Here is a 26,613-nt window from a genome sequence, read left to right on the forward strand (position 1 = left end):
TATACTTTAGCTGTCTAAATACGCTTTCGAAAAGCGTGTTGGAGTGCGAATGGACTGTATACGAATTGTGAAGATGGTGTGATTAGAGTGTGCGTGAACCAATTGTGGAGTGTAAATAAGCGCAGAAGTGCACTTGTTTTTAATATATGATCTGGAAATGACGAGAATAGGTGCACAAGTGCATCTATTTGAGCAGTTTTGAAAAGTAGCTGGTGGAATAAGTGTATTTATGCGCTTAAATGCTGCTACTAATCGGAGTGTGCTCACTAAACTAACTAATTTTATATTCTTGGCATCTGTAAGGAGTGGCGACTGGATGTGTGGGGGGGCATTTGTAAGTGTGTAAGGAGTGCGATTGGACTGTATGTGAATAGTGTTGGTAGAGTGTTGGTAGTGTGATTTGAGTGTGCGTGAACCGATCGTGGAGTATAAATAAGCGCAGAAGTGCACTTGTTTTTAATAAATGTGCTGGAAATGACGAGAATAGGTGCACAAGTGCATCTATTTGTACATTTTTGAAAAGTAGTTGGAGGAATAGGTGTATTTATGCTCTTAGATGTCGCGTTGCTGCTGCTAACAGGTGTATGCTCACTAAACTAGCCAGTTTTACATTCTTGAAATTTGTTGGGAATAACGGCTGGTTACGTGAGAGAACGTACATTTGTGAAGTGTGTAAGGAGTGCAATTGGGCTGTAAATGGATAGTGTAGGTAGAGTGTAGGTAGAGTGTAGGTAGAGTGTTGGTAGTGTGATTAAAGTGTGAGTGAACCGATCGTGGAGTGTAAATAAGCGCAGAAGTGCACTTGTTTTTAATAGATGAGGTGGAAATTACACAAATAGGTGCACAAATGCATCTATTTGTGCAGTTTTGAAAAGTAGTTGGTGTAATAAGTGTATTTATGCGCTTAGATACCGCGATGCTGTTGCAAACAGATGTATGTTCACTAACTAGTTAGTTTTATATTCTTGGCATCTGTAGGAGTGGCGACTGGATGTGTGGGCGTGCATTCGTGAAGTGTGTAAGGAGTGCGATTGGGCTGTAAATGGATAGTGTAGGTAGAGTGTAGGTAGAGTGTTGGTAGTGTGATTAGTGTGTGCGTGAACAGATCGTGGAGTGAAAATAAGCGCAGAAGTGCACTTGTTTTTAAAAAGTGTGCTGGAAATGACAAAAATAGGTGCACAAGTGCATCTATTTGAGCTGTTTTGAAAAGTAGTTGGTTAGCTAAGTGTATTTATGCGCTTAGACGCTTAGATACCGCAATGCTGTAGCTAACCGGGGTATGTTCACTAACTAGTTAGTTTTGAATCCTTGGATCTTGTAGGGTGTGGCGACTGGATGTGTGTGCGTGCATTTGTGAAGTCTGTGAAGTGTGTAAGCAGTGCACTTGGACGTATGTAAATTGTATAGGCAGAGTGTTGGTAGTGTAATTAGAGTGTGAGTGAACCGATCGTGGAGTGTAAATAAGCGCAGAAGTGCACCTGTTTACAACAAATATGATGGAAATGAAGTATATAGGTGCAGAAGTGCATCTATTTGAGCAGTTTTGAAAAGTAGTTGGCGGACTAGGTGTATTTATGCTCTTAGATGCCCCGATGCTGCTGCTAATCGGAGTTTGCTAACTAAACTATCGCGTCAAATTGAGCTGATATAGCCATATATTTTGATCCAAGCCCCTGCTTGTCAAACTAGTCCGCATAATTGGTCAAGTCCCCTCATAGACATGTTATCAGCCAGTAAAAAACAATGTGCAGAGGGGATGATTACATGCGTCGCATGACATGGACCGCGGCAATATTATTAATTTTTTCATTAGCATTAGCGGCTTGCGGAACGAAGGACGCCGAGTCCGTGGTTAAGGAGCTCGACAAGGTAGTAAACAGTATGGAGAGCTATCAAGGAAGCGGGACGATGACGCTGCGAACGGGACAGCAGCCACTCGAATACAAGGTGGAGGTTTCCTATCAAAAGCCGCAATTTTATCGGATCAAGCTGACAAATGAAGAGAAGGACATTACACAAATCGTGCTTCGCAATGACGACGGCGTATTCGTTCTCACACCGAAGCTGAATAAAGTATTCCGCTTCCAAAGCGATTGGCCGCAAAACCAAGGGCAAGTATATTTATATCAAACGCTCATTCAAAGCATCCTAGTTGATAACTCGCGGCAATTTGTAATCGATCAAGATGCTTACGTGTTTGATGTCATGGCTAATTACAACAATGGGTCATTGTCTCGTCAAAAAATTTGGCTTAATAAAGCAGACTACAAGCCGGTTCAGGTAGAGGTCAGCGATACGAATGCAACGGTAATGGTCGAAGTGAAATTTGACAAATTTGATTTTGGTCCAAAATTTGATAAAGCTGTATTTGAGACAGAAGCAAACATGAATTCTGCTCCTACTAATCAAGCGACGGAAGAGCCAACGATGACTACGCCGGAGCAACCCAGCAACAAGGGAACAAATACGAATACTGAAGTAGAAGCAGGAACCCCAGGCAATAAAGTGGACAAAGACGGGAATAAGCCAGAAACTGACAGTGCAGTAGACGGTAATAATCAAACGAATAATAGCGGCAATGCTGCGGAAAATGAAGGCGATGGAGCTGCAACGGGTACTACTCCTGAAGCGACTAATTTCACAGCAATGGAACCCTCGTACATTCCTGATGGTGTGGGCGAGCCGGAATTAGTTGATATTAAGTTTGGCGGTAATCCTGGTCTGATGCTACGTTACACTGGCGATTATAGCTACACGTTGATTCAGACGGAGCCAAAAGATCAAGCAGCCTCCCTAGTAGATGGAGTGATGGTCGATCTAGGCTTTACGTGGGGTCAGCTCAGCGGTGATGAACAACAGACGCTCACCTGGACTTACGAGGGTCATCAGTTCCGGCTTACCAGTGCAAATCTACCTGAGTCCGAAATGCTTAAGGTCGCACAGTCGGTACAGGGAGAAATCGGGAAATAAAGCGGGGAAAAGTGCGAATTTCCAAGACGTACTAGCCAATTCCGAGGTTCGTTTCATTGACAGTCTTAGCAGCAAGGTTTAACATTATTGCTATTGATGTTTGCTGCTCGGACTGTTGTGGCTGAAAGATGAGGAGAAGGTGAAAGACTTGGATTCGTTTTATCGCCCGACTAGGGTTGAATTATCACTTGATGCATTACGACATAATTTACAAGCTTTTCGCAATGCCATGCCACAGGACTGCAAGCTAATGGCCTCCGTTAAGGCTAACGCTTACGGACATGGCGCGGTAGAAATAGCAAGGGAAGCAGAGCGCTTTGGCGTGGACTATTTAGGAGTCGCTTTTCTTGATGAAGCATTGCAATTGCGCAAGGCAGGCATCCTAACCCCGATTCTTGTACTAGGATTCGTGGCTGCGGATGCCTTGTCTGTCGCTAGAAGCAATGATATTACAATAAGCTTGTTCAGGGATGACATTATGGAAGCAGCTGCAAAGCTGCCGCCTGACACAAGTGGACGAAAGCTTAAAGTTCACATCAAGATCGATTCCGGAATGGGACGGCTCGGCATAATCGGGAAAGACGCTGCGATATCTTTTATTGAAAAGGCGTTGCAGGTACCTCAAGTTGAAGTTGAAGGTTTGTTTACACATTATGCGCGTGCGGATGAAGCGGATAAGAGCTATACGATCATGCAATACGAGCGATTTCGAGAAGTGGCAGATTATGTCCAGCAGAATGGATTGCCTATACCGATTATTCATGCGGCAAACAGCGCTGCAGGCATTGACACTCCGCAATTTGCCGATGGTATGCTAAGATTAGGAATTAGTATGTTTGGTCTTTATCCTTCTGAAGAGGTTAATCAGCAGCGAGTGGAGCTGAAGCCGGTCTTGACGCTGAAAACAGAAGTAGTTATGGTCAAAAAAGTACCTGCTGGCTGGGGAATCAGCTACGGCACTCGTTATTTCTCAAAAGGCGAAGAAATCATCGGAACACTTCCGATTGGATATGCAGACGGCTTTAGTCGCATGCTAACGGGTAAAGCCCACGGACTTGTACGAGGTGTAAAAGTGCCAATCCGAGGTACGATATGTATGGATCAATGTATGATAGCGCTTGATGCAGCTTCTGATGCGGGAGCGTTGCCAATTGAGCCAGGTGAAGAGGTTGTGCTCATTGGACGCCAGGGCAATGAGGCTATTACAGTGGAGGAAGTAGCTGAGCAGCTAGGAACGTTGAATTATGAATTAATCTGCATGCTTGCTACACGAGTACCTCGCGTATATGTCAGAGGTAACCAAATAATAGCTGTGCAAAACCCCCTAACTTAGACATCATTCGAATTGGTAATTGTTTCATCTTACAATTTTTCGTAAATGAAGAGGATTTTCGCCAAATATCTCGAATGTAGTAAGGCAGATCATCTATAATGGCTATACATGAAAACATACAGCATATTTGATATACGGCTATCATAGATATGTTGAAGTATAGCGACGGCAATATATTGTCATAATGTGTATTAAGGTTATGGAAAAGTTTTGGGGGTGCGAGTTCGGTGGCCAATGTACAAAATACCAAAAGAATCATGATTAGCCTGCCAGATCACTTGCTGGAGGAGGTTGACGGGATTGTAGCCAAGGAAAACTCCAACCGCAGCGAATTTATTCGGCAAGCCATGAAGCTGTATTTGGTGGAGCGCAAAAAACGTCAAATTCGAGAATCCATGCAGCGCGGGTATATGGAAATGGCGAAAATAAACCTGAACATGGCCTCGGAAGCTTTTCAAGCGGAGGAAGAAGCAGATCATACGTTAGGCCGTCTCGTTAGCGGGGTGTAGAGGTTGATTGTAAAACGTGGAGATGTCTTTTTTGCGGATTTATCGCCTGTCGTCGGATCGGAACAGGGTGGTGTTCGCCCTGTCTTGGTCATTCAAAATGATATTGGAAACCGTTTTAGTCCAACGGTAATTGTGGCTGCAATCACAGCTCAAATTCAAAAGGCAAAGCTGCCTACCCATGTTGAAATGGATGCCGCCGCCCATGGGTTTGATCGTGATTCCGTCGTATTGCTTGAACAAATTCGGACGATCGACAAGCAAAGATTAACGGATAAGATTACGCATTTGGATGACGAAACGATGCGTAAAGTTGATGATGCTTTGTTAATCAGCGTTGGATTAATTGATTTTTAATGAGTGAGAGGGCTATTTGGCATAGGAAGGGGATTTCCCTTCTGCTGAATGGCTTTTTTTGTCGACTTTTACTGAATGTTGTTGAACTTGGAAAAATAATGATAGACAAATGAAAGTTCAATTTGCTATTATGAACTCAATTACTTATTGAAAACCTATATATGAGCTTTATTATGCGAAGAACGCACGTAGTACGCCTTAGTTGGCTGCTGCTGCGTTCTTTTTTTGTGCTCAGAGAGGAATGGGGATGAAAAAGAGACGAAATGCAATCATTAGTTTAACAGCTGCTGTGTTGTCGGCAAGCCTCGTGTATGGCATGTATGAGCTGCAAAGAATTCAAATCCAGGGGGAGGAGACGGTAGCTGTTCTCGTACCCAAACGATTTATTGGGGCTGGCGAGCGGCTTAAGGAAAGTGATTTAGAGTACAAATTGGTTCCGCAATCTGCTTATGTCTCCGACATGGTATTGAAGCTGGAGCAGGCTGCTGGGAAGGAAACGATGATCCCCCTTGGCAAAGGGGAGCCGCTCTTGATCTGGAAGGTCGATGATTATTATTTGCAGCCTAGAAGAAGCGAGTCGACATTTCAAATTCCGAAGGAGTATATACGCTCGATTTCGAATGGGATCAGAGCAGGTGATAAGGTGCTTCTATACGCTTCAGGTGATGCGTCTCCCTCGATGAGAATTTTCTCTGAGGCAGTTACTGTAGCCTCGGTCAAGACATCTGGCAACGTCGAAATAGATAATATTGAGAACCCGAATTTATTTTCGCTGGCAGAGGGAAATAAAGAGCAAATGTATGCGTCTAGGCGGGAAGCTAACGGAATGATTGATTATTTAAATTTAAATTTGTCGGAGGAACAGTGGCTTAAGCTCGACAGCTTATGCAAGGGAGGCTCTTTGAAGCTAGTTGTCGCTTATAGTCCGACATCGCTTGATTTGGTTGCTGGAGAGGAGGCTGAGTAATTGTGAATGGAACGCCAGCGCCTCTTGCAGTATTTATTGGCACGACTCCCAATATCGGAACGACAACCGCGGCGTTTGCAACCGCATATCGTATGGCGGAAGCATGCGGCAAGCCAATCGGCTACTTATGCCTTAATCTCAAAAGCGCGAAGATTCATCGGTATATCGGTGTAGACGAGCCGCTTGTAACGCTGGATAAGCTTCGTCCAGAGCTTCGTTCCTATACGTTGACGCCGGAGAAGCTGCGCAGGGCCGTATATTCTGTGCCAGGTCAGCCGAATTTGCAGGTGCTGTTCGGCAATCTCATGAGAGATCAGGCCGAATATTTCACCCCAGAAGAAGCGAAGCATTTGCTTTCGATTGCGGAACAAACCTTTGCATTTGTCATTATGGATGTGGGTGCCTATTGGGACAACGCAGCGACTATTTGCTCTATCCGTAGAGCGGGCTCGCGCATACTCGTTACAACTCCTGCATTATCGCATTTTCAAGAGGATGGAAGACGCTGGATAGGTCAAGTATCACCCTTATTTGAAGTCACGCCTGAACAATACGATTCGGTCATTATCAACGGTCCATGGAGAAACGGAGGTTATCAGATGAAGCATATTTGCAAAGAGCTGGGAACAAAGGCACTTGGCCAGCTTCAATTAAGCGAGCCAGTTTTTAGTCAGTTGGATAGTGGAACGTATGCACAGTGGCTGAAGGTTGATACGGAGGGCAAGCAGGTTATGCAGGAGCCCGCCAAAGAGATGATGAAGAGGCATAATATACGCAGTATAAGCACTTCTGTTGCAGTACAGCCTTGGTATCGCAAACTGTTAGCGCATCGCAATGGTACGAGTTCGTGACAGCGGGGCAAAATCGATTTTCGCCTTCCCAATTCGCAGCTCAAATGCAATCGGAGAAAGAAAAACGTGAGCATGATGCAGTTGGTTCTTATTTGCCATCGGACGCACAAGAGGAAATGGGCAAGTTTGCCGATGATATTCGAACTTATTTAAGCGCCCCGCACGGGCTTGGCGAGGAAGAGCGCAGGCAATACAGCGAGACATTGAACCGTGCAGTGCTTGGTTATGCGCTGGAGCGTGAGCAAATTCTTGCGGTTATCACGGATCGATTAATTAGGCTTCGAATACATGGAGCCGCTAATATACAGCATTCGTTTCAATCGCTCGCAGAGGCGTTATTTGCAGAAGTCATAGGATTGAATGTTCTGGAGCTGGTGCTTGCTGACAAGGAAGGCTTGGAGGAAATACAAGTCGTTGGCGAGAGGATTTTTACGGTAAAGAATGGGGTTACAAATGCTTCAGGCTACCGCTTTAACGACATTCGAGAGGTGGAGCGCATCCAGCAAAATTTAGTGCTCTACAATAATGACCGCATCAATCCGCGTAAACGATGGGCAGAGGTGATGCTGCGAGATGGGTCGCGTGTTACGATGACAGGTTTTGGCTTCACGGCAAACCCGACCTTAACGATTCGATTCTACACGGTACGAAGCTTCAGCCTTGAGACATTAAGTAAACAGGAATACCAGACGATTAATGCGCGAGTAGAGAGCTTGCTTAAAGCCATCTTAGCTGCACGATTCAATATGGTCATTATTGGACCAACGAACTCAGGAAAAACCAATTTAATGAAAGCTTTAATTGCTGAGCTGCCTGATGAAGAACGAATCATTACAATTGAGAGTCGATTTGAGATGATGCTGGGGCGTGATTTTCCAAATAAAAACGTTGTGGAATATATGACGGATGAAGAGGATTCCTATCATCGCTCGGATCAAGCTTTTAAGCTCGCGCTCAGGCAGTCGCCGCAGCGCATTATCCATGCCGAAATACGCGACATGGATGCGAATATTTATGTCCGTGCCTGCACACGTGGACATACCGGAAGCATGACGACCGTTCATGCGAATAGGCTGGAGGATGTGCCAGAGGCGATAACCGATATGTGTATGCTCGATGGAAGAGGCATGAACGCTGAACGGCTCGCAAAACGAATTACACAGTATGTAACAGAAATCGGCATTGAAATGAGTTACTTGGGCGGACGGCGAGTCGTTAGTCGGATAGGGGAGCTATGCTGGGAGAATGGGCAGACAATCGTTCGAGACTGGGCAAGATTTGATGAGCTACTGAATGATTGGCAATTTCCAATGGAGCCAACTGTGAGGTCGGCTAGCAGGCTAATCACAGGGGGACACAACGATGAATAAACTTTCCACAGCAGCAGCGGCATCCTTATTATTTTGCTTAATGTTTATCGCGTTGTATCACCTGTTCAAGCTGTGGTCGACTGAGCAGCAGCTCAGAAGCAAGCTCGCTTACCGGGCAAATAACGGTTGGCGCAAGAAGCTGGCTGAAGGGTTCAGACGATATAGCTGGCTGCATGATCATTTGAATGAACTGCTCGAGACGCTCCGATTAAAAATAACGCCTGCTTCCTTTGCTTGTGTATCAGGGTTGCTGTTGCTTGCGGGGATTGCTTCTGGTGGCATATTTTTTCAAAGCGTCAAAGGAACCTTGTTGTTCGGCGCGTTGCTAGGGTTTTTCCCTTATACAATATTACGAGCACTGCTGGTACACCGCAGAATGCAGACGCAAATGGATTTTTTACCTGCGGTGGAGCTATTTTATCAATGCTATCTCGTAACAGGTGAGCGGCATGTCAGGGTTGCGCTGCAGCGCACGGTGGAGGAGAGAAGGCTGCTCGGACCGATGCAGCTTGTTTTTGAACAGCTGTATCGTAATTTATCGGTTCGAGGCGATGATGAAGCAAGCCTGAGGCTGCTCTCCGTTTCACTCGGCCATTTGTGGGCGGATTATTTCGTTCATATTTTGCGGGTGGCGCTTGTTGAGGGAGCTCCTATAACAGATAGCTTAAAAGAGCTTCTAACCGATATGCGCAAGGCAAGAAGAGCGGGCGAGCAGGAACGAAATCGATTGCTAGAGATTCGTGTAGCTAACTTCACGCCTATATTGTTTCTTGCTTTATTTGTAGGCATTAATCTCAGATACAACAAAGATAACTCTTATTATTACTACATCGTTGACCCGATGGGAAGAGATATGCTGCTAAATGCAATGGTGCTCATCTTTGCATCGTTCCTTATGGGTTTGTGGCTTTCACGCAAAAAGATGTGAAAGGAGGCAGTAAATGCCTGAATGGACAGGAGTATCAATACGGTTAGCGCTGTTAATAAGTCAGTGCATAGGCGGTGCGGCTGCGATTTATATGCTTTTGCAGTTGTGGCCGGAGCGGCCATCGAGATGGAAGCACCTCGCTGTATTCGGGTGGCGAACGAGGCAAGCACCGGATAAGTGGCTGCGGCTTTTGCTTATTTCAAGGCAGCATCCGTCGTTTATAGAACGGGAGCTGCTGCTCGCAGGCTGTGGTGTAACCATCGATACAGCATGGTATGTTTTTGCAAGGCGATCGTTATTAATAGGTGTAAGCGGGATGATTATTTTGGCTGCTGCATGGCATGAGCGTATAAACGCCTATATCCCCATGTCGTATGCGGGTCCAGGCTTACTCATTGTGATGCTTGTTTTGTATGTCGACCTAATATGGCTGCGTTCTATTCGCAAGGTGCGCACCCTGCAAATTACGAAAGAAATATTCATTATTAGCAGGCAGCTTCTTTATTTATCCGATTCCTCACTCCATGTCCATGCGAAGCTTCTAAGATGTGTACCCTTTACGAGAGCGATGCGCTCTGATCTTGAACGGCTTCTGGCTGAATGGTATCACGATGCGGGCGGCGCACTTCAACGGTTTAAGCAAAGGCTCGGAACGGAGGAGGCTTTGAGCTTTGTAGAAACGATTGATGCGCTTCGACTCCATGAGAGTCCGCAATATTACGAATTGCTGCGTGTACGTATAGAGGATTATAAAGAGAAGCTGGAGCTGGCTAAAGAAAGTCGTAAGGAATCAACCTCTTATTTTTTGTTTGTCATCGCGGGAATCCCCATCTTGTATACCTTTCAAGTGTTTATATATCCATGGGTGAGAGAAGGACAGAAGCTGTTTGAATCGCTAGGCTAATCATTAATCGGTTATTTTGGAAAGGAGGTGGTAGCATGCGTAATATTTTGATGACAGTCATGATGCTTGTTGTTGTTATCGTTTTGTTTAACTCAATCATCGCTGAGGACAAGACTGGAACTAGCAGTCAGATCGAATCGCAAGGAACAGCAGCCAATACAAAAATTGGCGCTCTGCTTCCTTAAGCTCAGCTGCATAAAATTATAAAGTAGAGCGGAGGTGTTCCATTATTGCGCTCAATACTTGTATCGATGCTGCTGCTTATTGCCGTAATTATTTGCTATCAAGCAGTTGCTGATGGTGATAAGGGAATGAAGAAGCAAATCGATGGGGCAGGCAGCTCGATAAGCAGCCATATTAGGGAAATGAGTCCATGAAGCAAATATTGATTTTCGTTTTGTTTGCGGGGCTTTTATGCTGGCTTATGTTTTCGCCCATTTATAAGCATGTTCTCATTGTTAGACAAGCTGTTTTGCAGCAGGAGGTAGATTATTTACTGGAAATAGGGGCGAGCGGTACCTACGGCTACATTAGCGAGGAAATGCAAGAGCAGTCTAGGCAGCGCATGGCTCGCTTTGGCATGCAGGCTGACCAGATCGAATATAAACTAGCCACAACGAGCGGTGTCACAGCTTCAAACCCTAGCGCCCCTGTTGTAAGAGGGACCGGCATTTCGTTGACACTTAGCTACCCGTATGAGGATTTATTTGAAATAGATCGATTAATTGGTCTGGCACTTCCGCTGCCGAGCGAGCGAATGCGGGCTTCTGGAATGAAAATGAGTGAATATTTGCCATAACGGAAAGAGGTGAATGAATCGATGTACAAGCTATTGCTTATCGTGTTGATGATGACGGTCTGGATATCGATTCATTTGCTTCAGGTTGAAGAGGAGCTTGCGATGCGCACCTTGTTCCAAAGCAAGCGAGCGATTAATCGAGCTGCGCATGCAGCTGCACAACAGCTTGATCCAGCGGCGCTTGGCAATGGCGTGCTTCGATTATCTCCAGGTGAAGCGGCAGCGGCAGCGACTTTATATTTACGGGAAAATTTAAGGCTGGATGAACAAGGCATGCCGCTGCCGGAATCATTTTTGAAAGAGCAAGTTGAGGTGCTAGTATTTGAGATCGTAAATGATGAAAAAACTTTTCCATACCTTTATCGAAATGAGACCTTTGATTATGAGGTGACGCTTAATCGGCCGGGAGTTGTGTTGATTGTACATATCGTATATCCGCGAGCGTTTCAAGTGATGGATGCCATTGAATGGGATATTAAGGGGGCGGCGGAGCTGGTAGCAGGTTGACGAAAATTTGGAAAATTGGTGTAATAAGAGGAGGGAAATAATTAGGAGTTGATTAACGAAGTGATGGATATTAAAGCAGATGTTCCTGCTGAGCTTATCAAACAACGAATAGAGCGAATGCAGGACGTTATGAAAGCAGAGCGAATTAATGGTTTTCTTATTACTCAAAATGTAGATCTATATTATTTTTGCGGATCTATGCAAACGGGTTATTTATTTATTCCAAGCATTGGGGAACCTACCTTTTATGTACGTCGCAGCGTTCAACGCGCTAAGCTGGAGACGGTCATTCAGGTAGAGGAGCTCGGTGCTTTTCGTGTTTTTGGAGAAACGCTGGCAAAGAACTATGCGTATTTGTTTAACAAAGGAGAGGAGCTGCGGATAGCCGCCGATCTAGATGTGCTTCCAGCGCAGCTTTACATCAAGCTGACGGAGCTGCTTGGCACCTCGGGACGTTGCGAGCTGATGGATGGCTCAGCTCACATTCGGAGATTGCGAATGATTAAATCTCCATGGGAAGTAAGCCGAATCGAGGCAGCTGCCGAAGTAGTCGCACAAGCATTAAGCGAGGCGCTGAATGACCTTAAGGAAGGAATCAGCGAGCTTGAATGGATGGCGCGAGTTGAATATGAGCTTCGTATACGCGGACATATTGGTTTGATGCGCATGCGCGGCTATAACCAAGAGATAACGACCGGTATGGTTATTTCGGGAGCTGCAGCAGCGGTTCCATCCTATTTTGACGGACCTGCGGGCGGACTTGGTCTTGGCGGGGCATCGCCTCAAAGCGTAAGCAGATCAATCATCAAACGCAATGAACCTATATTAATTGATATTGGCTGCTGTGTAGATGGATATGTTATCGATCAGACACGTACAGCCGTAATAGGGAAGCTTTCTGAAACCCTTCACCATGCCTACAAGGTGTCGGAGTCAGTAATTGCTGATTCTGAGAAACTTATGATTCCTGGTACGCCTTGCGCAAGGCTTTACGAGGCTGCGCTTGAGAGCTGTGCAGCAGCTAAGCTAACAGATCATTTTATGGGTTATGGTGCGGATCAAGCCAAGTTTCTAGGGCATGGCATTGGGCTTGAAATCGATGAGTGGCCTGTACTGGCAAAAGGTTTTCAAATGCCTCTGCAGCCCGGCATGGTTATCGCAGTTGAACCGAAATTCACGTTTCCGGGAGAAGGCGTGGTCGGTATTGAGAATAGCTATTTAATTACGGAGCAAGGCGCTAGGGCGCTGACTCGTTCCAAGGCGGAGCTCATTCTTTTGCCTTAACAAATAGAGGGGGAAACGATAGAAATGAATCGAAAGTTAACGAATCGGCTTCATCGTGATTATATTACGGTTTATCGCATTAGTGAGCTAATTACGAACGGTATTTTTCTCGCTTTAATCATCGCCTATTTTTCTTGTGCAACGATTTGGGATTGGACGCTAATACCAGGATGGATCGCATTATCCATTTTTGCCATCTCTTTTATTATGTTCACTTGGGTTATTCCAGAAATGAAGTATACGCGATTTTCATATGAGCTATTTGACGATGAGCTTGAAATTCAATCAGGTCTTATCTTTTTGAGCAATGTTCTTGTTCCGATGGTACGCGTACAGCATGTCGAGCTTGAGAGCGGTCCTCTGATGCGGAAGTATGATCTGGCTAGCGTATCGATAGTTACAGCTGCTACAACCCACCGAATCAGTGGTTTGAAGCAATCGGAAGCAGAGCAGTTGAAACGTAAAATTGGAATTTTGGCTAAGGTGGATGATCAGGATGAATGATCGCCGCACGCTTCATCCAATTTATATATTGTTCGGACTGCTGAATACGATTAAAGGTTTTATTCCAGTTATTTTGATCGGCGTATTGAAAGGGACCAGTTGGACTAATTTGAATTGGTACTGGTATACCGGGGCAGCCGTTTTATCTGTCGTATTATTAGTCTTTAGTTTTTTTGAATGGAAGCGTTTCGGATTTTGGCTGGAAGAGGATCGTATTATCATTCGAAAAGGCTTGTTGTTCAGGGATGAGAAAACGATCTACTATACACGTATCCACTCCGTTAACGTCGAACAGCCGCTTATACAACGGTTACTCGGGGTTGCTCAAGTGAAGATCGAGACGCCTGGCGGCAATAAGAAGGCAGATGGGATATTGCCGGCACTCTCTATAAAAGAAGCAAATGACATCCAGTACATGCTTAGAAAACAAGCATCGTCGATCGTTGTACCGACTAATCCGGCTGCTGAACATATCGCGGTCAATGAACAGGCTGATGAGCAGGTTGTTGTAAAAATAAACAATAAGCCGCTTACACCGCAAGCTCCGACTGTCGAGGCCAGCACCAAAAAATCGGAGATAACGTTATCGGCTGCGCAGCTTCTTCAAGCAGCTGCGACATCGACTAATTTTGGTCTCGTAGCGGCGTTTTTGGCGGGTTTGTTTTCTTTTGCAGATGATATTATCAATCAGCTTCTCCCGGATCACTTTTTTGAAACGGTTGTCGAGGATTCAACTAGTTTAATGCCAAGCTACATACTTATCGTAATTGTTGTCTTTATTGGAATTGTGCTGGCATGGCTTCTGTCTATTGTTTTGTACGTGCTGAAGTATAGCGGCTTCTCCATTAAAAGAGATGGCAGGCAAATTGCAGTTTCTTATGGTTTGCTTGAGAAAAAATCGTTTGTTTTTGACCCAAAGAAGGTACAGGCAGTTATCGTCAACGAAGGACCGCTGCGGCAGGCGATTGGTTATGCGGAAATCCAGCTTCAAATCGTATCATCGGACAAAAAGGAACAGCTTATGCTGCATCCTTTTCTGAAGTTTTCCGATATTCAAAAAGTACTCGATGAATTTGTTCCTCAAATGAACATTCCTTCGAGAGCTAAGCTGATCGGTGCGCCGAAACGTGCCTTCATTTATTACGTTAGAATCGAATTATTGATAACTCTGCTTTTATGTACCGCATTGATCGTATTATTTAAAGCAGATGGGTTATGGTCGCTAATACTGTTGCCGCTAGTTATTTTGTGGAGAAAAAGCTGCTTTAACGCTGCAGGGGTTTATTTGGGAGCAGACCAGTTAACGCTTCGCAATCGTTTTTTATCACGATCTACTTATATGGTTAGGCGCCCGCAAATTGTAACGATGAGAGTAAGCCGCTCCATTTGGCAGCAGAAAAAAAATCTGTTTGCAATAGCGGTTCGGGTTCTGGGCAGCCCTTACGAATATCGTGTGAAATCACTCGAGCGTGCGGACTTGCAGCCTGTATGGAATTGGTACAGCCGCAGTCATAACAAACAATAGAATATGGTTTCCATTCAACAGCTGCGGAAGTGCTACTATTTCCGCAGTTGTTTTATTTTAAAAAAATAAATTTAAAAGCAAATGAACGAAATGTGATAGTGAACCGTCTAAGCTACAAGTGAATGAAAAAAAAAGGAGGTTGCGCGCTCGTGCATGACGAGACGAAGCTAATTAAGCAAGCAGTTCGCGGCGATTCGCGAGCGCTCTCGGAACTGCTGCGACAAAATTATTCATTTCTGTATCAATACGCACTTAAAGTAACGATGAACAAAACACGTGCGGAGGATGTCACACAGGAAACGATGCTTAAAGCGATTGAAAAAATAGCGACCTTTCAGAATAAAGCCAAATTTTCTACTTGGCTTATAACGATAGCATCGAGACACATTGTTGATCGAATTCGGCGAAACGAGCTTGAAAAGCATTGGGTGCAAGAGGAGCAGTCGCTCAGGTCCATTCGCTACAATACTTTGCAGCGAGGAGATGAATGGCCCGAGGCGCTTCAAGCATTAGGTGATCTGAATAGCGATACTCGAATACCGGTATTGTTAAAATATTATTACGGCTACTCACAAGAGGAAATCTCCTCGATGCTGGATATCCCAGTAGGGACAGTAAAATCAAGGCTGCATAATGGGTTAAAGCAGCTGCGGAAGGAGCTAACGGAGCATGAAGAAGCTTAAAGAGGAAACAGAGGATCAGAAGTGGTTCGATGATCAACTGCAAGAGACATTAAATCGATTTGATGCTATTCATGCACCGCATGTTCCAGAGCTGCAAAGATTCGAGGACATGGTGGATGCGCATAAGCAGCAAATGAAAAGAAAGCTATGGAAGGATCTTTTGATTTTTTGGCTGTTAGCTTGTTTAATTTTTGGAATGATGATGTGGATGTTGGATCGTAACTTGGTATGGTTCGCTGTGCTTCAAGTGGTCATTGCCGTTGGAGGCATAGGTTTTGTTGGCATAACGTTTGGTCGAAGGAAGGTGCGAACATGGAAGAGCTGAAGATCATACCGATTTGGGGATGGATTTTGCTTATCTCTGTCTTGATCGCACAATCAACGTGGCTATTCATCGATGCTCGTAAAAGGGACAGTATGCCTTGGTTTTGGGGGTTATGGGGTTTGATTCAGGCGCCGATGCCGCTTCTCTTTTATTTTATTTTTGTGCGGAGCGGATGGTTTCCACGTCGCCGTGGAAAAGGAAATGAATAGCCTGATCATTTTTAAATCGAACTAGGGGGGCTTTATAATGAATAATCAAATCGAATTATCGGATATATTACCTATCATTGCACCAATAATCGTTATTCAATTGATCTTAATGGTGATTGCATTGGTATTGTGCGCTAAGGCGGAGAGTACACGCGGTCCTAAGCTGATGTGGGTTTTAATTATTATATTTGTAAATATTTTTGGCCCGATCGCCTTCTTTATTGCTGGAAGGAGGAATGAAAGATGAGCGCATTGCTTCAGGTGAAGGGACTCACAAAAACGTTCGGTACAGTTGATGCAGTAGCTGGAATCGATTTTTCGATTGCGACAGGCCACTGTGTTGCCCTTCTAGGACCGAACGGAGCAGGGAAAACAACAACAATTAAAATGATTACAGGCCTGCTTAAGCAGACGGCAGGACAAATGGATTTTATGGGATCTGCTCAAGCAGGCAATCATCGTGAGTTGATTGGATACTTGCCGCAATCACCGTCGTTCTATAATTGGATGACTGGAATGGAATATGTGATATATGCAGGTAGATTATGCGGTCTCAGCGCTGCAGAGGCCAAAAAAAGAGCCAAAGAGTTGCTCGAGCGTGTCGGGATTTCCTCTGCTGCGAAGCGGAGAATAGGCTCCTATTCCGGAGGGATGAAGCAGCGCTTAGGTCTGGCTCAAGCGCTTGTCCATCAGCCTAAGCTGCTTGTTATGGATGAGCCGGTTTCAGCGCTTGATCCGATTGGACGCAGAGAGGTGCTTGAATTGCTGCGTGAGCTGAAGCGGGAGACGACGGTGCTTTTCTCGACTCATGTTCTGCATGATGCCGAGGAACTGTGTGATGATGTCATTATTATTCGGAATGGGAAAGTTGCGCTGCAAGGAGCGATTGAGAAGATTCGCAATGAGCATCGCAAACCGATCATTGAGCTTCAGCTTGAACGTGATGCAAATTCAGAACGCTGGTTATCCTCTTATGTAGAGCGTATCCAGCCGGCCCTTACGAATAGCGGCAAAACTAGTCTCTTTCAAGATGTTCAATTGCACAATGGAATTGCACGATTTACTGTAAACGAAGTGGATGCAGCTAGACGGAGTTTGCTTGAAGAATTGACGAGAGAACAAATTAAGGTAAGCAAATTGGAGATTGGTCATTCATCATTGGAGGATTTATTTATGAGGGTGGTGACTGCATGAGTACAAAAGAAATGAGTCGTTTACAGACAGTTACTGTTCCTTCAGCTGGATCGTCAAGCTTTACTCGGTACATGGTTATGGTTCAAAAGGAGCTTCTCGAACTTATGCGAAGCTATAAGCTGCTATGGGTGCCATTAGTATTTATATTGCTCGGTATTATGCAGCCGGTATCAACCTATTTCATGCCGGTCATATTGGAGAAGGCAGGAAGTTTGCCGGAGGGAACGGTTATCGAAATTCCTACGCCGCTTGGTACTGAGGTTCTTGCACAAACACTGCAGCAATTTGGCACACTAGGGGTTCTTGTTCTCGTGCTCGTTTGTATGGGGACGGTGTCTGGTGAGCGTATCAACGGCTCAGCATCACTTATTCTTGTAAAGCCTATTTCGGTATTATCCTACATCTGCTCCAAATGGACAGCTATCATTTTGCTTACCTGGGGCTCATTTATAGCGGGGTATCTTGCTTCTTGGTACTATACAGGCTTGTTGATCGGCGATGCTCCAATGGATAAGGTGTTTAACAGCTTGCTTATCTACGGTTTATGGCTCACCTTTGTAGCAACGATTACGCTCCTTTTCAGCTCGCTGCTTCGGAGTCCGGCGGCTGCCGCGTTCTCGGCATTGGGGGGAGCTGTCATTTTATCCATTTTGACGGGGCTGTTTCCTAAGGTACTGGGGTGGAGTCCAGGCGCATTAAGCGGTTTTGCCTATCAAGCCGCGGTATCAGGTATAGAAAATAATAGTCGATTCGGGTGGTCGATTATAATTACGATATTATGTATTGCAGCGTCTATTTGCTTATCAGCAACGGTTCTTCGCAGAAGTTCAGCTGTTGAATAATGTAATTATTCCGTCTATCAACTCTCTTCGATTGGACACCGCTATCATTTTTTAGTAGGATAGTAGTGAAAGAATCAGCGGCGAAGAAACAGGAGTTGAGGACGATGCTACAGCTAGGCACAAAGGTCGTCATTGTGGCTGACCAATATGAACAAAACCTGCCCATCGGGGAACATGGTTATATTATAGCTTACGACCGCAATGCGGATAATGTATTTGATTACGTGCTCAGAGTACCCTCTGCGAATCGTAATTTCCTTATTCCTGATGAAGATGTAGAACTTGAAGAGGTACTCATTCAAGATGAGGTTGACCGCATTGAACGTGAGGCTTTAATTGATTTTGCTCTTGCAACACATAATGAAGAATTGTTTAAACGAATTATGAACGGCGAAGAAGAAACGGAAGCGGAGCCAGAGAGTACGGCTACAGAGACGCTTAGCCCAGCGGACTTTATTCGTCAGGTTAATTTAAAGGCTTGGATTTAAATGAATAGCATTGAGCTTTGGACTGTCCTGTAAGTCACTTTGGTGACCGCGGAACAGTCTTTTTTTTGTGCCTAGAATTATAGAGATTTATGTGAGCTTGTGGTGATAAAATGGACGAAATGTTATGAACCGTGGAAGGGGCTGCTGCATTGCACAAAGAGAGCGTTAAAAGATTGATCAAAATAGCAGTATTTCTACTAATTACGATCTTATTGACAGCCAGCCTGCAAGTATTAACGCAATCTAACCGAGACTTGCCGCAAGCAAAGCGGGGAGTGCTGGATTTGTCTAATTGGAGCCTTGAGCAGGATGGCCCTGTTTTTCTTGATGGTGAATGGGAATTTTACGAAGGACAGCTGCTTTCGCCTGCCGATTTTCACCAAAACAATTCGGGAATTTCTTATTTATCTGTACCTGCTACTTGGACAGGGAAAAACGCTGAAGGAGGTATGGCTCGAAAAGGCTTTGGGACATATCGACTAAAGGTTCTGCTCCAAGATGAAAAGGAAGGTTTGGGTCTGAAAACAAGAAGTATCCGAATGGCTCATCGGTTATTTATTAATGGCAAATTGGAAAGCGAAAGTGGACAACCATCCTCGAGCAAAAAATTGAACATACCTGGAAATACGCCTTCTAGCGCTTTTTTTCAAACCGAAACGAGGGAAGTTGAGCTTGTTATTCAGGTATCCAATTATGTGTTTGTCACTGGGGGGATCGTCAATTCGATTTCGTTCGGATTGGATTATGATATTAGCAAGATGAATGGCAGACAGCTAGGCATAGGAATTGGACTTGTTTTGATTATGGGTATGTTCGGGGCGTATCATCTTATCTTTTATTATCTTGGACGGAGGAATAAAGCTTACTTGCTTAGCGGATTGTACCTGCTAATCTTGTCTTTAGAGCGTTCACTGAATGGTGAGAAAATATTTCAACAGCTGCTTCCGAACATTCCATTCGACATCACTTATAAGCTGCTTGATTTGAGCCAAGTTTTAAGTGCTATGGTCATTATTATATTTTTTTGTTCATTTGATGCCAGGTTATTGTCGCCGAGAAACTTAAAGCTGTTTCAAACGCCATTTATCCTTTATATTGCTGCTGTTTTGCTGCTGCCGTACAGCGTTCACATTAATGTAAAAGGTTTAACTTTATATTATTTAGGGCTGTTGGTGTCGTATATCATTTTGAAAATGGCTGTATTTTACATACGCAGTGAGAGTACTTCGTCTGAAGGGAAAGAATGGCTTCTGTTCATTGGGAGCGGCGTTTCTTTGATGGTTTTTCTCATATACGATGGTCTCTACTCGACGAATGTCGTAGACACTAATTTAGTGGGAACATTCGGTATTATCGGATTTATTGTCATTATAAATATTTTGCTCGCTGTAAGATTTTCGAATGCCTATGAGAAAACTGAAATACTCTCCCGTCAATTGCTCGTTTCCAATCAACTGAAGGATGAGTTTTTGATGAGTACCTCTCATGAGATCAAAACACCTCTGCACGGTATTATGAACATGACAGCTCATTTGCTTGAGGATGAGGATCATAATTTGCAGCCAAAGCAAAAACAAAATCTTTGGTTGATCAAGGATACTTCCACTAAACTATCTATGTTAATTCATGACTTAATTGATGTAAGCCGCTTGAAGCATGGAGAATTAAGGCTGCATATGTCAGTGGTGGATTTGCGAGTAGCCGTCCAGATCGTATTTGATGTGTTGCAATTTGAGCTAGCTGGGAAGTCGGTGCGATTAGACAATCAGGTGGAAGTGGATATACGGGTAGTTGCAGACGAAAGCAGACTTAGACAGGTGCTCTATAATCTGATTTATAACGCAATCAGGCATACAGAGAACGGCTGGATAAGGGTTAATTCGAGGTTGTTGGACAATAGGGTAGCTATCACTGTTGAGGATACGGGAAAAGGGATTCCAAGCAATAAATTTTTGAAGGTTTTCGAATATTTTGAGCAGCTGGAAGAAACCCTTCCGACGGATGGTTATATGGGAATGGGAGTTGGTCTGTACATTAGCCGCAAGCTGGTTGAGCGAATGGACGGCGAAATTCGAGTGGATTGGTCCGAGATCGGTGAAGGAACTCGTATGCTCTTTACACTGCCTAGGGCTTTAGACATTCAAGGCTATCGGGAAGCTTCGGCATCCTCAGAAAACGAAATGGTGCAGCGAGTGACAGCTGATCACGCCTCGCTCGACGTTATAGGCTATTATGATCGTACCATTTTAATAGTGGATGACGAGGCCTCCAATATATATAGCTTATTACATATATTAAAGCAGCATCGATACAATGTGATTACAGCATTTTCGGCTAAAGAAGCGATGTTCAAGATGGACGAGCATCCTCGTGTGGACCTTGTTATTTTAGATGTCATGATGCCGGGTACTTCTGGTATTGAGCTATGCCGTACACTGCGAGACCGCTATTCTATTCTAGATTTGCCCATTCTCTTCGCAACTGTTAAGGACACACCTGCAGATATTGCGTTAGGTTTCAGGGCAGGTGCTAATGATTATATAACGAAGCCATTTGATGGTGAGACGCTGCTTGCTAGAATCCAAACATTGATTGCAATGAAAACCTCCATTCAGGAGGCCATTCAAAATGAGCTAGCCTTTCATCAGGCTCAAATTAAGCCTCATTTTTTGTTCAACGCGTTAAGCAGCGTTATTTCCTTCTGTTATACAGATGGAGAAAAAGCAGCCTATTTATTGTCGATGCTTAGTCAATATATACGCTACATTTTAGATACGGATCGATCTAATTTAGTCGTTCCTCTAGACCGTGAGCTTGAATTGATTCATGCCTATGTTGAGATCGAAAAGGCTAGGTTTGGAGAGCGGTTTACTTTTATCTCTCATGTAGATGAAGGTCTTCAAGATGTAGAGATTCCTTCTTTATGCATACAGCCCTTTGTTGAGAATGCGATCCGTCACGGGTTGTTTGATAAAGAAGGAAAGGGCACTGTTTCATTAAAGATTAATGAAGGACATGGCTATATACAAGTAACCGTCGAGGACGATGGTGTTGGAATGTCGGATATTCTGCTTAGTCAAATAACGAGCGGAGAGAAGCGGGATGGGGGCATTGCTATCGCTAATATTCGAAAGCGGCTAGAGGCCATTTCTGGTGCTGCATTCACCGTTCATTCAGAGCAAGGGAGCGGAACAAAGATAACGATGTATTTGCCTTATGGTATCGTATAGGGTGAATAATCATGACGCAACACTTGGACGATATTTTGGATGAAGGATTAAAGGGGTGAAGATTATGTTTCGGGCTGTCATTATTGAAGATGAGAAGCCGATATTGGAATTGATGAAGGTTATTTTAGGACGGAATACTAATTACACCATTGTGGGAGCGTTCACTAATCCTATTGAAGCACTAGAGAAGATGGAAGACATTAAGCCCGACGTAGCTTTCATAGATGTGGAGATGCCTAAGATGAATGGGCTTGAGCTTGCACGGAAAGTACGGGCGTTAACGATACAGACAGAAATTGTTTTTACAACTGCTTACAAGAACTATGCTCTGGACGCGTTTGGGGTAGAAGCGATTGATTATATTTTAAAGCCAGTAACACCTTCAACAATTGAACGGGTGACAGAACGTTTAGTTAATCGGCAGCGCGCAACTACAATGGTCATCCCTCAAAAGGATTTATCTATGATCCAATGTTTTGGTGGGTTCGAGGTTCGCAATTCGGAAGGGGTTCCTGTACATTTTCGGACACGCAGGGCTGAGGAGCTGTTTGCCTATTTTCTGTGTCATTCGGGACGCAATATTAGCAAATGGCAGGTAATGGATTTGTTGTGGCCGGATATGCCGGAGGAGAGAAGCTCTTCCAATCTATACAATACAATTTATCTTATGAAGAAAATATTGAAAGAAAATGAACTCGGCATGAGCATTCGCAAAATGAATGATGGTTACATGATGGAAACGGGAAACCAAATGTATGATGCGCTAGCGTTCCAACGCTCAAATGTCTCTTTTGCCGAGGGGAAGCTGGATAGGGAGCAAATGGAGTATTTATGTGCGCTGTATCAAGGGCCGCTGCTGGATGGGAAAACCTATCTATGGAAAATACCACTGGAGGAAGCTTATTTTAAACAATACTCCACGATGACCAAAAAGCTAGTTGAAGATGATTTATTATCGAATGACTGGAATCAAGCGGAGCATCGCCTGGGCAAATATTTGGCAGTTTATCCGCTCCATGAAGAGATGAATCAGCTTATGATCGATATTTATGAGAGACAAGGGAACAGAGAGAAGATGCTTCGACTATATACGAAATATGAGAGGGCCAGCCGCGAAGAGCTTGGAATAGAGCCGTCTTTGGAAATGAAGAGCAGGTTATCTACGTTCTAGATTCATTAAAAATATAGTTATAAACAATTAGAGCAGAGGAGTGTCCACTGTTCTTTTTTTGTTTTTTCGACATGTAGCGACGAATTGTGAGATTTTGTTGAGTTCTAATTGATAAGATTCTTCCAAACATGGTAATAGCCAATCACACGGTGGGAGAGAGGTCAAAAATATGCTTAGTTTAGTAAGGTCCAAGAAGATAATCAGTATGATTCTATTCGCGCTGATGGTCAACCTATGCTCGTCATTGTTTATGGAGGATGGGAGAAAGGTAAATGCGGCTGGAGCTGGAGAAGTTTCTGTATTTAAAAAAGCGTATATCACAAGCTTTAGCAATGGTACTGTCGATGTTGTTAATCTAACAGATTTGACTGTAGAAAAGGCTAAAATCACGGTAGGAAACCAACCGAACAGCGCTGCGATCAACCCCAATCAGAAGCAGGTGTTCATAACCAACAGAGCAAGCAATACGGTCTCGGTTATTGATCCGGCGAAGGATGAGGTAATCGCGACCATACCGGTTGGAGTTCAGCCTCATGGCGTTGCCTTTAATAAGGATGGAAGTAAAGCTTATGTGGCAAATGACTCAGGAAGCTCGATTTCAGTTATAAATACAGCCTCGCTTGTTGAGGAGAAAAAAATATCCGTAGCTACGCCTATTGCGATGGCATTGGTTGGGAATGATCTTTATGTTACTAGTAGAACCGGAAAACTTACGATTATAGATATAATAAGCGAAACAGTTGTGAAGGAAATTACCATTGAGGGGGAACTTTACGGACTCTCGGTTAATCCCTCAGGCACAAAGGTTTATGTGGCTAACTTAGTAACTAATTTCGTAAACATAATTGATACGAGTTCAAAAACTCACGAAGCGGATATACTGGTTGGCAGCAAGACAACTGCAACAGAAGTTAGTCCTGATGGCAGTAAGATATTTGCAGCACATGGCTATAATGACTCTGTGTCAGTAATCAATGCGGCAACCCTTAAAGTGGATGCTACCATAAATGTTGATGCTAACCCTTACGTCATCGGCGTTTCCAAAGATGGTCTTCAAGCGTACACGATTAATTATGGCTCGAGCAATATGAGTGTTATTAATACAACGACAAATACGGTCGTCAAAACAATTGAGCTCAGTGCGGGTCCTTTTATGGTCGGAACCTTCATGGTTCCTGTTGCTGTTGCATTGGATGCTGAACCTTCTGAACCGTCAGAGCCAGCTGATAATCAAGCTCCTGTTGTGACAGCACTAACTCCAGTTAAGGGTGCACAGAATGTTGGTGTGGATACTAATCTTAAATTAACGTTTGATGAGAAAGTAAAGGCATTGGCGGGTAAAAAGATAACGATTTGGAAACCTCGGGAATTATCAATGATTAACGGACCAGATTATCCGATCTTAATAAGCGATGCAACGTTAGTAGAAACAATAGATGCAGGTGATTCGACAAAGGTAACAGTCTTGGATAATGTAGCAACGATTAATCCAGCAGCGGATCTGGAATATCAGACGAATTATTTTGTGAAGATTGAACGATCTACTTTTACGGATATTGCAGGGAACGGCTATGCTGGATTATCCGCTGATGTCGAAATTCATGATGGTCAAGTACAGGATACAGTTACCGAATCATGGCATTTCAAAACGGGTAAGGCAGCAGATACTGTTGGCCCGGTGGCGACAACATTTGTTCCAGCGAAAGCTGCTGTGGATGTTTCCATCAGTACAGACATGACATTAACGTTCAACGAAAATGTGAAGGCTGGAATAGGCAAGAAAATAAAGATTTTTGAACCGGGCAGAGCCACACCGGATGGAACAAATCCAACGGCTCCAATTTTGTTAGAAGAAATATCTTCAACAGATACGAGCAAAATAACGATTTCTGGGAACAAAGTTACCATTAATCCAACGAAAAACATGAAAAACAATACCTATTATTATATTCTCATGGATAAAGGTGCGTTTCAGGACATATACAATAATGATTTTGATGGCATGTTCCAATTCATTCAGTTAATGAACGAAAACGTAATGTATATGGGCGAGCCAGGAAAGATATGGTTTTTTAAAACAGAAGCTGCACCAGACACAACGGCGCCTATAGCTACTGGATATTCACCAGCGAATAATGCTCTTGATGTGGCGGTAGATGCGAGTTTGCAGCTGACTTTCAGTGAGATCGTGGAAGCGATGGCGGGCAAAAACATTAGCATCCGCAAAGCAAGTGATGATAGTGTTGTTGAAACCATTGCAGCTAACGATACTGCAAAATTGACACTAGCAGGAACTAAGGCGACCATTAAATTGTCAACTAGTTTAGCTAACGATACGGGCTATTACGTTCTGATTGATGATGGAGCCTTTAAGGACAAGGCAGGCAATACGTATAAGGGCATAACAGGTAAGACGATCTGGAGCTTCAAGACAGCAAAGCGAGTTTCGCCACTAACTGTCACGACATTATCTCCTATTGATGATGCTTCAGCAGTGGCCACTAACTCCGATTTGTTGCTAACTTTTAGCGAGAATGTACAAGTGATTCCGGGTAAAAAGATTTTTATCAAGAAGCAATCTGATGACAGCATTGCTCATACTTTTGAAATTAGCAGCATAAGCGATGTAAGTGTATCGGGTAATAAAGTAAAGATAAATCCTTACCTAATGGTATCGGATGCTCCAGGGAATTATTTGGAATACAATACTGCTTACTATGTTCAAATCGAAGCGGGAGCACTGAAAAGCACGACCAGTAGTGCATTATACGCAGGCATTACTGACAAGACAACGTGGAGTTTTACTACAGGTGCTGCTCCAGAAAAAAATGAACTGAAGGTTACCGCATACTCACCTGCCGGAGGGTCAAATAGTGTTTCTCAGAGTACAGCTCTAAAACTGACGTTTAGCACAAATGTTCAGGGAGTAAACGGCAAGAGCTTTGAAATTAGAAAGAAGTCTGACAATAGCGTTGTGCATAAAGTGAGTATCGGAGAAATGGGAGTCGATATATCGGGAAATACGGTAACGATCAATCCTCCAATCCTCCCGCAACCTGGCAATGGGCCTAAGGTCGAATATTTGGAGCCAGGTACAGAATATTACGTCCTAATTGCAGCTGGAGCTTTGAAGGATAAAGACGGAAACAGCTATGCGGGTATTTCTGATAAATTAGTATGGACCTTTACCACGGAGCCAGATTTGGAACTGGATACAGACGGAGATGGTATTCCAGACTCCATTGATCCAGACGATGACAACGACGGTTTGACGGATGAGCAAGAAGCAAAAATAGGTACAAATCCGAAAGATCCAGACACGGATAAGGATGGAATCAACGATAAGGACGATCCATTCCCAACGGATGCAGCTAAGCCGGGTACAGTAAACGGTGAGCTGGACACAGACGGAGATGGCATACCAGATTCGACTGATCCAGACGATGACAACGACGGTTTAACGGACGAGCAAGAAGCGAAAATAGGTACAAATCCAAAAGATCCTGATACTGATAAGGATGGAATCAACGATAAAGACGATCCATTTCCAACGGATGCAGCTAAGCCGGGTACAGTAAACGGTGAGCTGGATACAGACGGAGACGGCATTCCAGATTCGACTGATCCAGACGATGATAACGATGGATTGACGGATGAGCAAGAAAA

General features: G+C 44.1%; 26 protein-coding genes. All 26 read left to right on the forward strand.

All coding sequences use genetic code 11. The features are described from left to right. The first annotated feature begins 1,764 nt into the window (after positions 1 to 1,764). Complete coding sequence (locus AC1DOV_RS23145) at positions 1,765 to 2,970, forward strand: outer membrane lipoprotein-sorting protein (RefSeq protein ID WP_477551191.1); 1,206 nt, start codon at positions 1,765 to 1,767, stop codon at positions 2,968 to 2,970. A 148-nt stretch (positions 2,971 to 3,118) separates the two neighbouring features. Continuing rightward, entirely contained in the window at positions 3,119 to 4,303 is a 1,185-nt protein-coding gene (gene alr / locus AC1DOV_RS23150; protein ID WP_477551192.1) for an alanine racemase, read from the forward strand. A gap of 227 nt (positions 4,304 to 4,530) precedes the next feature. Next, positions 4,531 to 4,812 (forward strand): CopG family ribbon-helix-helix protein, encoded by a 282-nt coding sequence (locus AC1DOV_RS23155; protein WP_028609437.1) that lies wholly within the window; start codon positions 4,531 to 4,533, stop codon positions 4,810 to 4,812. Between the two features lie 3 nt (positions 4,813 to 4,815). After that, complete coding sequence (locus AC1DOV_RS23160) at positions 4,816 to 5,166, forward strand: type II toxin-antitoxin system PemK/MazF family toxin (RefSeq protein ID WP_028609438.1); 351 nt, start codon at positions 4,816 to 4,818, stop codon at positions 5,164 to 5,166. Between the two features lie 247 nt (positions 5,167 to 5,413). Further along, positions 5,414 to 6,133, forward strand: a complete 720-nt coding sequence (locus AC1DOV_RS23165) for a CpaB family protein (RefSeq protein WP_441876963.1) — start codon at positions 5,414 to 5,416, stop codon at positions 6,131 to 6,133. A gap of 2 nt (positions 6,134 to 6,135) precedes the next feature. After that, positions 6,136 to 6,984 (forward strand): CpaE/TadZ family protein, encoded by an 849-nt coding sequence (locus AC1DOV_RS23170; protein ID WP_477551193.1) that lies wholly within the window; start codon positions 6,136 to 6,138, stop codon positions 6,982 to 6,984. Further along, entirely contained in the window at positions 6,939 to 8,354 is a 1,416-nt protein-coding gene (locus tag AC1DOV_RS23175; RefSeq protein WP_477551194.1) for an ATPase, T2SS/T4P/T4SS family, read from the forward strand. Before AC1DOV_RS23170 ends, AC1DOV_RS23175 begins: the two co-directional genes overlap by 46 nt. Then, complete coding sequence (locus AC1DOV_RS23180; RefSeq protein WP_477551195.1) at positions 8,347 to 9,282, forward strand: type II secretion system F family protein; 936 nt, start codon at positions 8,347 to 8,349, stop codon at positions 9,280 to 9,282. The genes AC1DOV_RS23175 and AC1DOV_RS23180 overlap by 8 nt, the downstream gene beginning before the upstream one ends. Positions 9,283 to 9,295: 13 nt before the next feature. Next, positions 9,296 to 10,186 carry a hypothetical protein gene (locus tag AC1DOV_RS23185; RefSeq protein ID WP_477551196.1) on the forward strand — a complete coding sequence of 297 codons (891 nt, stop codon included), beginning with the start codon at positions 9,296 to 9,298 and terminating at the stop codon, positions 10,184 to 10,186. A 35-nt stretch (positions 10,187 to 10,221) separates the two neighbouring features. Further along, a complete protein-coding gene (locus tag AC1DOV_RS23190; protein WP_179089950.1) occupies positions 10,222 to 10,371 on the forward strand; it encodes a hypothetical protein in 150 nt (49 codons plus the stop codon). A gap of 45 nt (positions 10,372 to 10,416) precedes the next feature. Further along, on the forward strand, positions 10,417 to 10,563 hold the full coding sequence (locus AC1DOV_RS23195) for a hypothetical protein (RefSeq protein WP_441913223.1): 147 nt from the start codon (positions 10,417 to 10,419) through the stop codon (positions 10,561 to 10,563). Then, entirely contained in the window at positions 10,560 to 10,985 is a 426-nt protein-coding gene (locus AC1DOV_RS23200) for a hypothetical protein (protein WP_477551197.1), read from the forward strand. Before AC1DOV_RS23195 ends, AC1DOV_RS23200 begins: the two co-directional genes overlap by 4 nt. A 21-nt stretch (positions 10,986 to 11,006) precedes the next feature. Next, a complete protein-coding gene (locus tag AC1DOV_RS23205; RefSeq protein ID WP_477551198.1) occupies positions 11,007 to 11,492 on the forward strand; it encodes a hypothetical protein in 486 nt (161 codons plus the stop codon). A 63-nt stretch (positions 11,493 to 11,555) separates the two neighbouring features. After that, entirely contained in the window at positions 11,556 to 12,776 is a 1,221-nt protein-coding gene (locus AC1DOV_RS23210) for a M24 family metallopeptidase (protein ID WP_477551209.1), read from the forward strand. A 24-nt stretch (positions 12,777 to 12,800) separates the two neighbouring features. Next, on the forward strand, positions 12,801 to 13,280 hold the full coding sequence (locus AC1DOV_RS23215; protein ID WP_339207432.1) for a PH domain-containing protein: 480 nt from the start codon (positions 12,801 to 12,803) through the stop codon (positions 13,278 to 13,280). After that, complete coding sequence (locus AC1DOV_RS23220) at positions 13,273 to 14,805, forward strand: PH domain-containing protein (protein ID WP_477551199.1); 1,533 nt, start codon at positions 13,273 to 13,275, stop codon at positions 14,803 to 14,805. The genes AC1DOV_RS23215 and AC1DOV_RS23220 overlap by 8 nt, the downstream gene beginning before the upstream one ends. 149 nt (positions 14,806 to 14,954) lie before the next feature. Continuing rightward, positions 14,955 to 15,488, forward strand: coding sequence for an RNA polymerase sigma factor SigY (gene sigY / locus AC1DOV_RS23225; RefSeq protein WP_477551200.1), 534 nt, complete (start codon positions 14,955 to 14,957; stop codon positions 15,486 to 15,488). Then, positions 15,475 to 15,813 (forward strand): YxlC family protein, encoded by a 339-nt coding sequence (locus AC1DOV_RS23230; protein WP_441876931.1) that lies wholly within the window; start codon positions 15,475 to 15,477, stop codon positions 15,811 to 15,813. The genes sigY and AC1DOV_RS23230 overlap by 14 nt, the downstream gene beginning before the upstream one ends. Then, positions 15,801 to 16,022, forward strand: a complete 222-nt coding sequence (locus tag AC1DOV_RS23235) for a sigmaY antisigma factor component (RefSeq protein WP_441876928.1) — start codon at positions 15,801 to 15,803, stop codon at positions 16,020 to 16,022. Before AC1DOV_RS23230 ends, AC1DOV_RS23235 begins: the two co-directional genes overlap by 13 nt. 37 nt (positions 16,023 to 16,059) lie before the next feature. After that, positions 16,060 to 16,269 carry a PLD nuclease N-terminal domain-containing protein gene (locus AC1DOV_RS23240; RefSeq protein ID WP_339207436.1) on the forward strand — a complete coding sequence of 70 codons (210 nt, stop codon included), beginning with the start codon at positions 16,060 to 16,062 and terminating at the stop codon, positions 16,267 to 16,269. Then, a complete protein-coding gene (locus AC1DOV_RS23245) occupies positions 16,266 to 17,216 on the forward strand; it encodes an ABC transporter ATP-binding protein (protein WP_477551201.1) in 951 nt (316 codons plus the stop codon). Before AC1DOV_RS23240 ends, AC1DOV_RS23245 begins: the two co-directional genes overlap by 4 nt. Continuing rightward, positions 17,213 to 18,058, forward strand: coding sequence for an ABC transporter permease (locus tag AC1DOV_RS23250; RefSeq protein ID WP_477551202.1), 846 nt, complete (start codon positions 17,213 to 17,215; stop codon positions 18,056 to 18,058). Before AC1DOV_RS23245 ends, AC1DOV_RS23250 begins: the two co-directional genes overlap by 4 nt. 104 nt (positions 18,059 to 18,162) lie before the next feature. Further along, positions 18,163 to 18,546 (forward strand): ATPase, encoded by a 384-nt coding sequence (locus tag AC1DOV_RS23255; protein ID WP_339207439.1) that lies wholly within the window; start codon positions 18,163 to 18,165, stop codon positions 18,544 to 18,546. 149 nt (positions 18,547 to 18,695) lie between these two features. Continuing rightward, a complete protein-coding gene (locus AC1DOV_RS23260) occupies positions 18,696 to 21,776 on the forward strand; it encodes an ATP-binding protein (protein WP_477551203.1) in 3,081 nt (1,026 codons plus the stop codon). Positions 21,777 to 21,840: 64 nt separating this feature from the next. After that, on the forward strand, positions 21,841 to 22,947 hold the full coding sequence (locus tag AC1DOV_RS23265) for a response regulator (RefSeq protein WP_477551210.1): 1,107 nt from the start codon (positions 21,841 to 21,843) through the stop codon (positions 22,945 to 22,947). A 205-nt stretch (positions 22,948 to 23,152) separates the two neighbouring features. Then, positions 23,153 to 26,613, forward strand: a 3,461-nt coding sequence (locus AC1DOV_RS23270; protein WP_477551204.1) for an Ig-like domain-containing protein, incomplete at its 3' end; no start/stop codon positions are given.

It is taken from the genome of Paenibacillus sp. 01T47 (assembly GCF_056398245.1).

Excerpts from the sequence above, each read along its gene's own strand:
- AC1DOV_RS23210 (WP_477551209.1), top strand. The coding sequence starts at position 11,556 with ATGGATATTAAAGCAGATGTTCCTGCTGAGCTTATCAAACAACGAATA.
- AC1DOV_RS23200 (WP_477551197.1), top strand. The coding sequence starts at position 10,560 with ATGAAGCAAATATTGATTTTCGTTTTGTTTGCGGGGCTTTTATGCTGG.
- AC1DOV_RS23190 (WP_179089950.1), top strand. The coding sequence starts at position 10,222 with ATGCGTAATATTTTGATGACAGTCATGATGCTTGTTGTTGTTATCGTT.
- AC1DOV_RS23215 (WP_339207432.1), top strand. The coding sequence starts at position 12,801 with ATGAATCGAAAGTTAACGAATCGGCTTCATCGTGATTATATTACGGTT.
- AC1DOV_RS23255 (WP_339207439.1), top strand. The coding sequence starts at position 18,163 with ATGCTACAGCTAGGCACAAAGGTCGTCATTGTGGCTGACCAATATGAA.
- AC1DOV_RS23185 (WP_477551196.1), top strand. The coding sequence starts at position 9,296 with ATGCCTGAATGGACAGGAGTATCAATACGGTTAGCGCTGTTAATAAGT.
- AC1DOV_RS23265 (WP_477551210.1), top strand. The coding sequence starts at position 21,841 with ATGTTTCGGGCTGTCATTATTGAAGATGAGAAGCCGATATTGGAATTG.
- AC1DOV_RS23235 (WP_441876928.1), top strand. The coding sequence starts at position 15,801 with ATGGAAGAGCTGAAGATCATACCGATTTGGGGATGGATTTTGCTTATC.
- AC1DOV_RS23220 (WP_477551199.1), top strand. The coding sequence starts at position 13,273 with ATGAATGATCGCCGCACGCTTCATCCAATTTATATATTGTTCGGACTG.
- AC1DOV_RS23245 (WP_477551201.1), top strand. The coding sequence starts at position 16,266 with ATGAGCGCATTGCTTCAGGTGAAGGGACTCACAAAAACGTTCGGTACA.
- AC1DOV_RS23240 (WP_339207436.1), top strand. The coding sequence starts at position 16,060 with ATGAATAATCAAATCGAATTATCGGATATATTACCTATCATTGCACCA.
- AC1DOV_RS23180 (WP_477551195.1), top strand. The coding sequence starts at position 8,347 with ATGAATAAACTTTCCACAGCAGCAGCGGCATCCTTATTATTTTGCTTA.
- AC1DOV_RS23230 (WP_441876931.1), top strand. The coding sequence starts at position 15,475 with ATGAAGAAGCTTAAAGAGGAAACAGAGGATCAGAAGTGGTTCGATGAT.
- AC1DOV_RS23145 (WP_477551191.1), top strand. The coding sequence starts at position 1,765 with ATGCGTCGCATGACATGGACCGCGGCAATATTATTAATTTTTTCATTA.
- AC1DOV_RS23250 (WP_477551202.1), top strand. The coding sequence starts at position 17,213 with ATGAGTACAAAAGAAATGAGTCGTTTACAGACAGTTACTGTTCCTTCA.
- AC1DOV_RS23205 (WP_477551198.1), top strand. The coding sequence starts at position 11,007 with ATGTACAAGCTATTGCTTATCGTGTTGATGATGACGGTCTGGATATCG.
- AC1DOV_RS23165 (WP_441876963.1), top strand. The coding sequence starts at position 5,414 with ATGAAAAAGAGACGAAATGCAATCATTAGTTTAACAGCTGCTGTGTTG.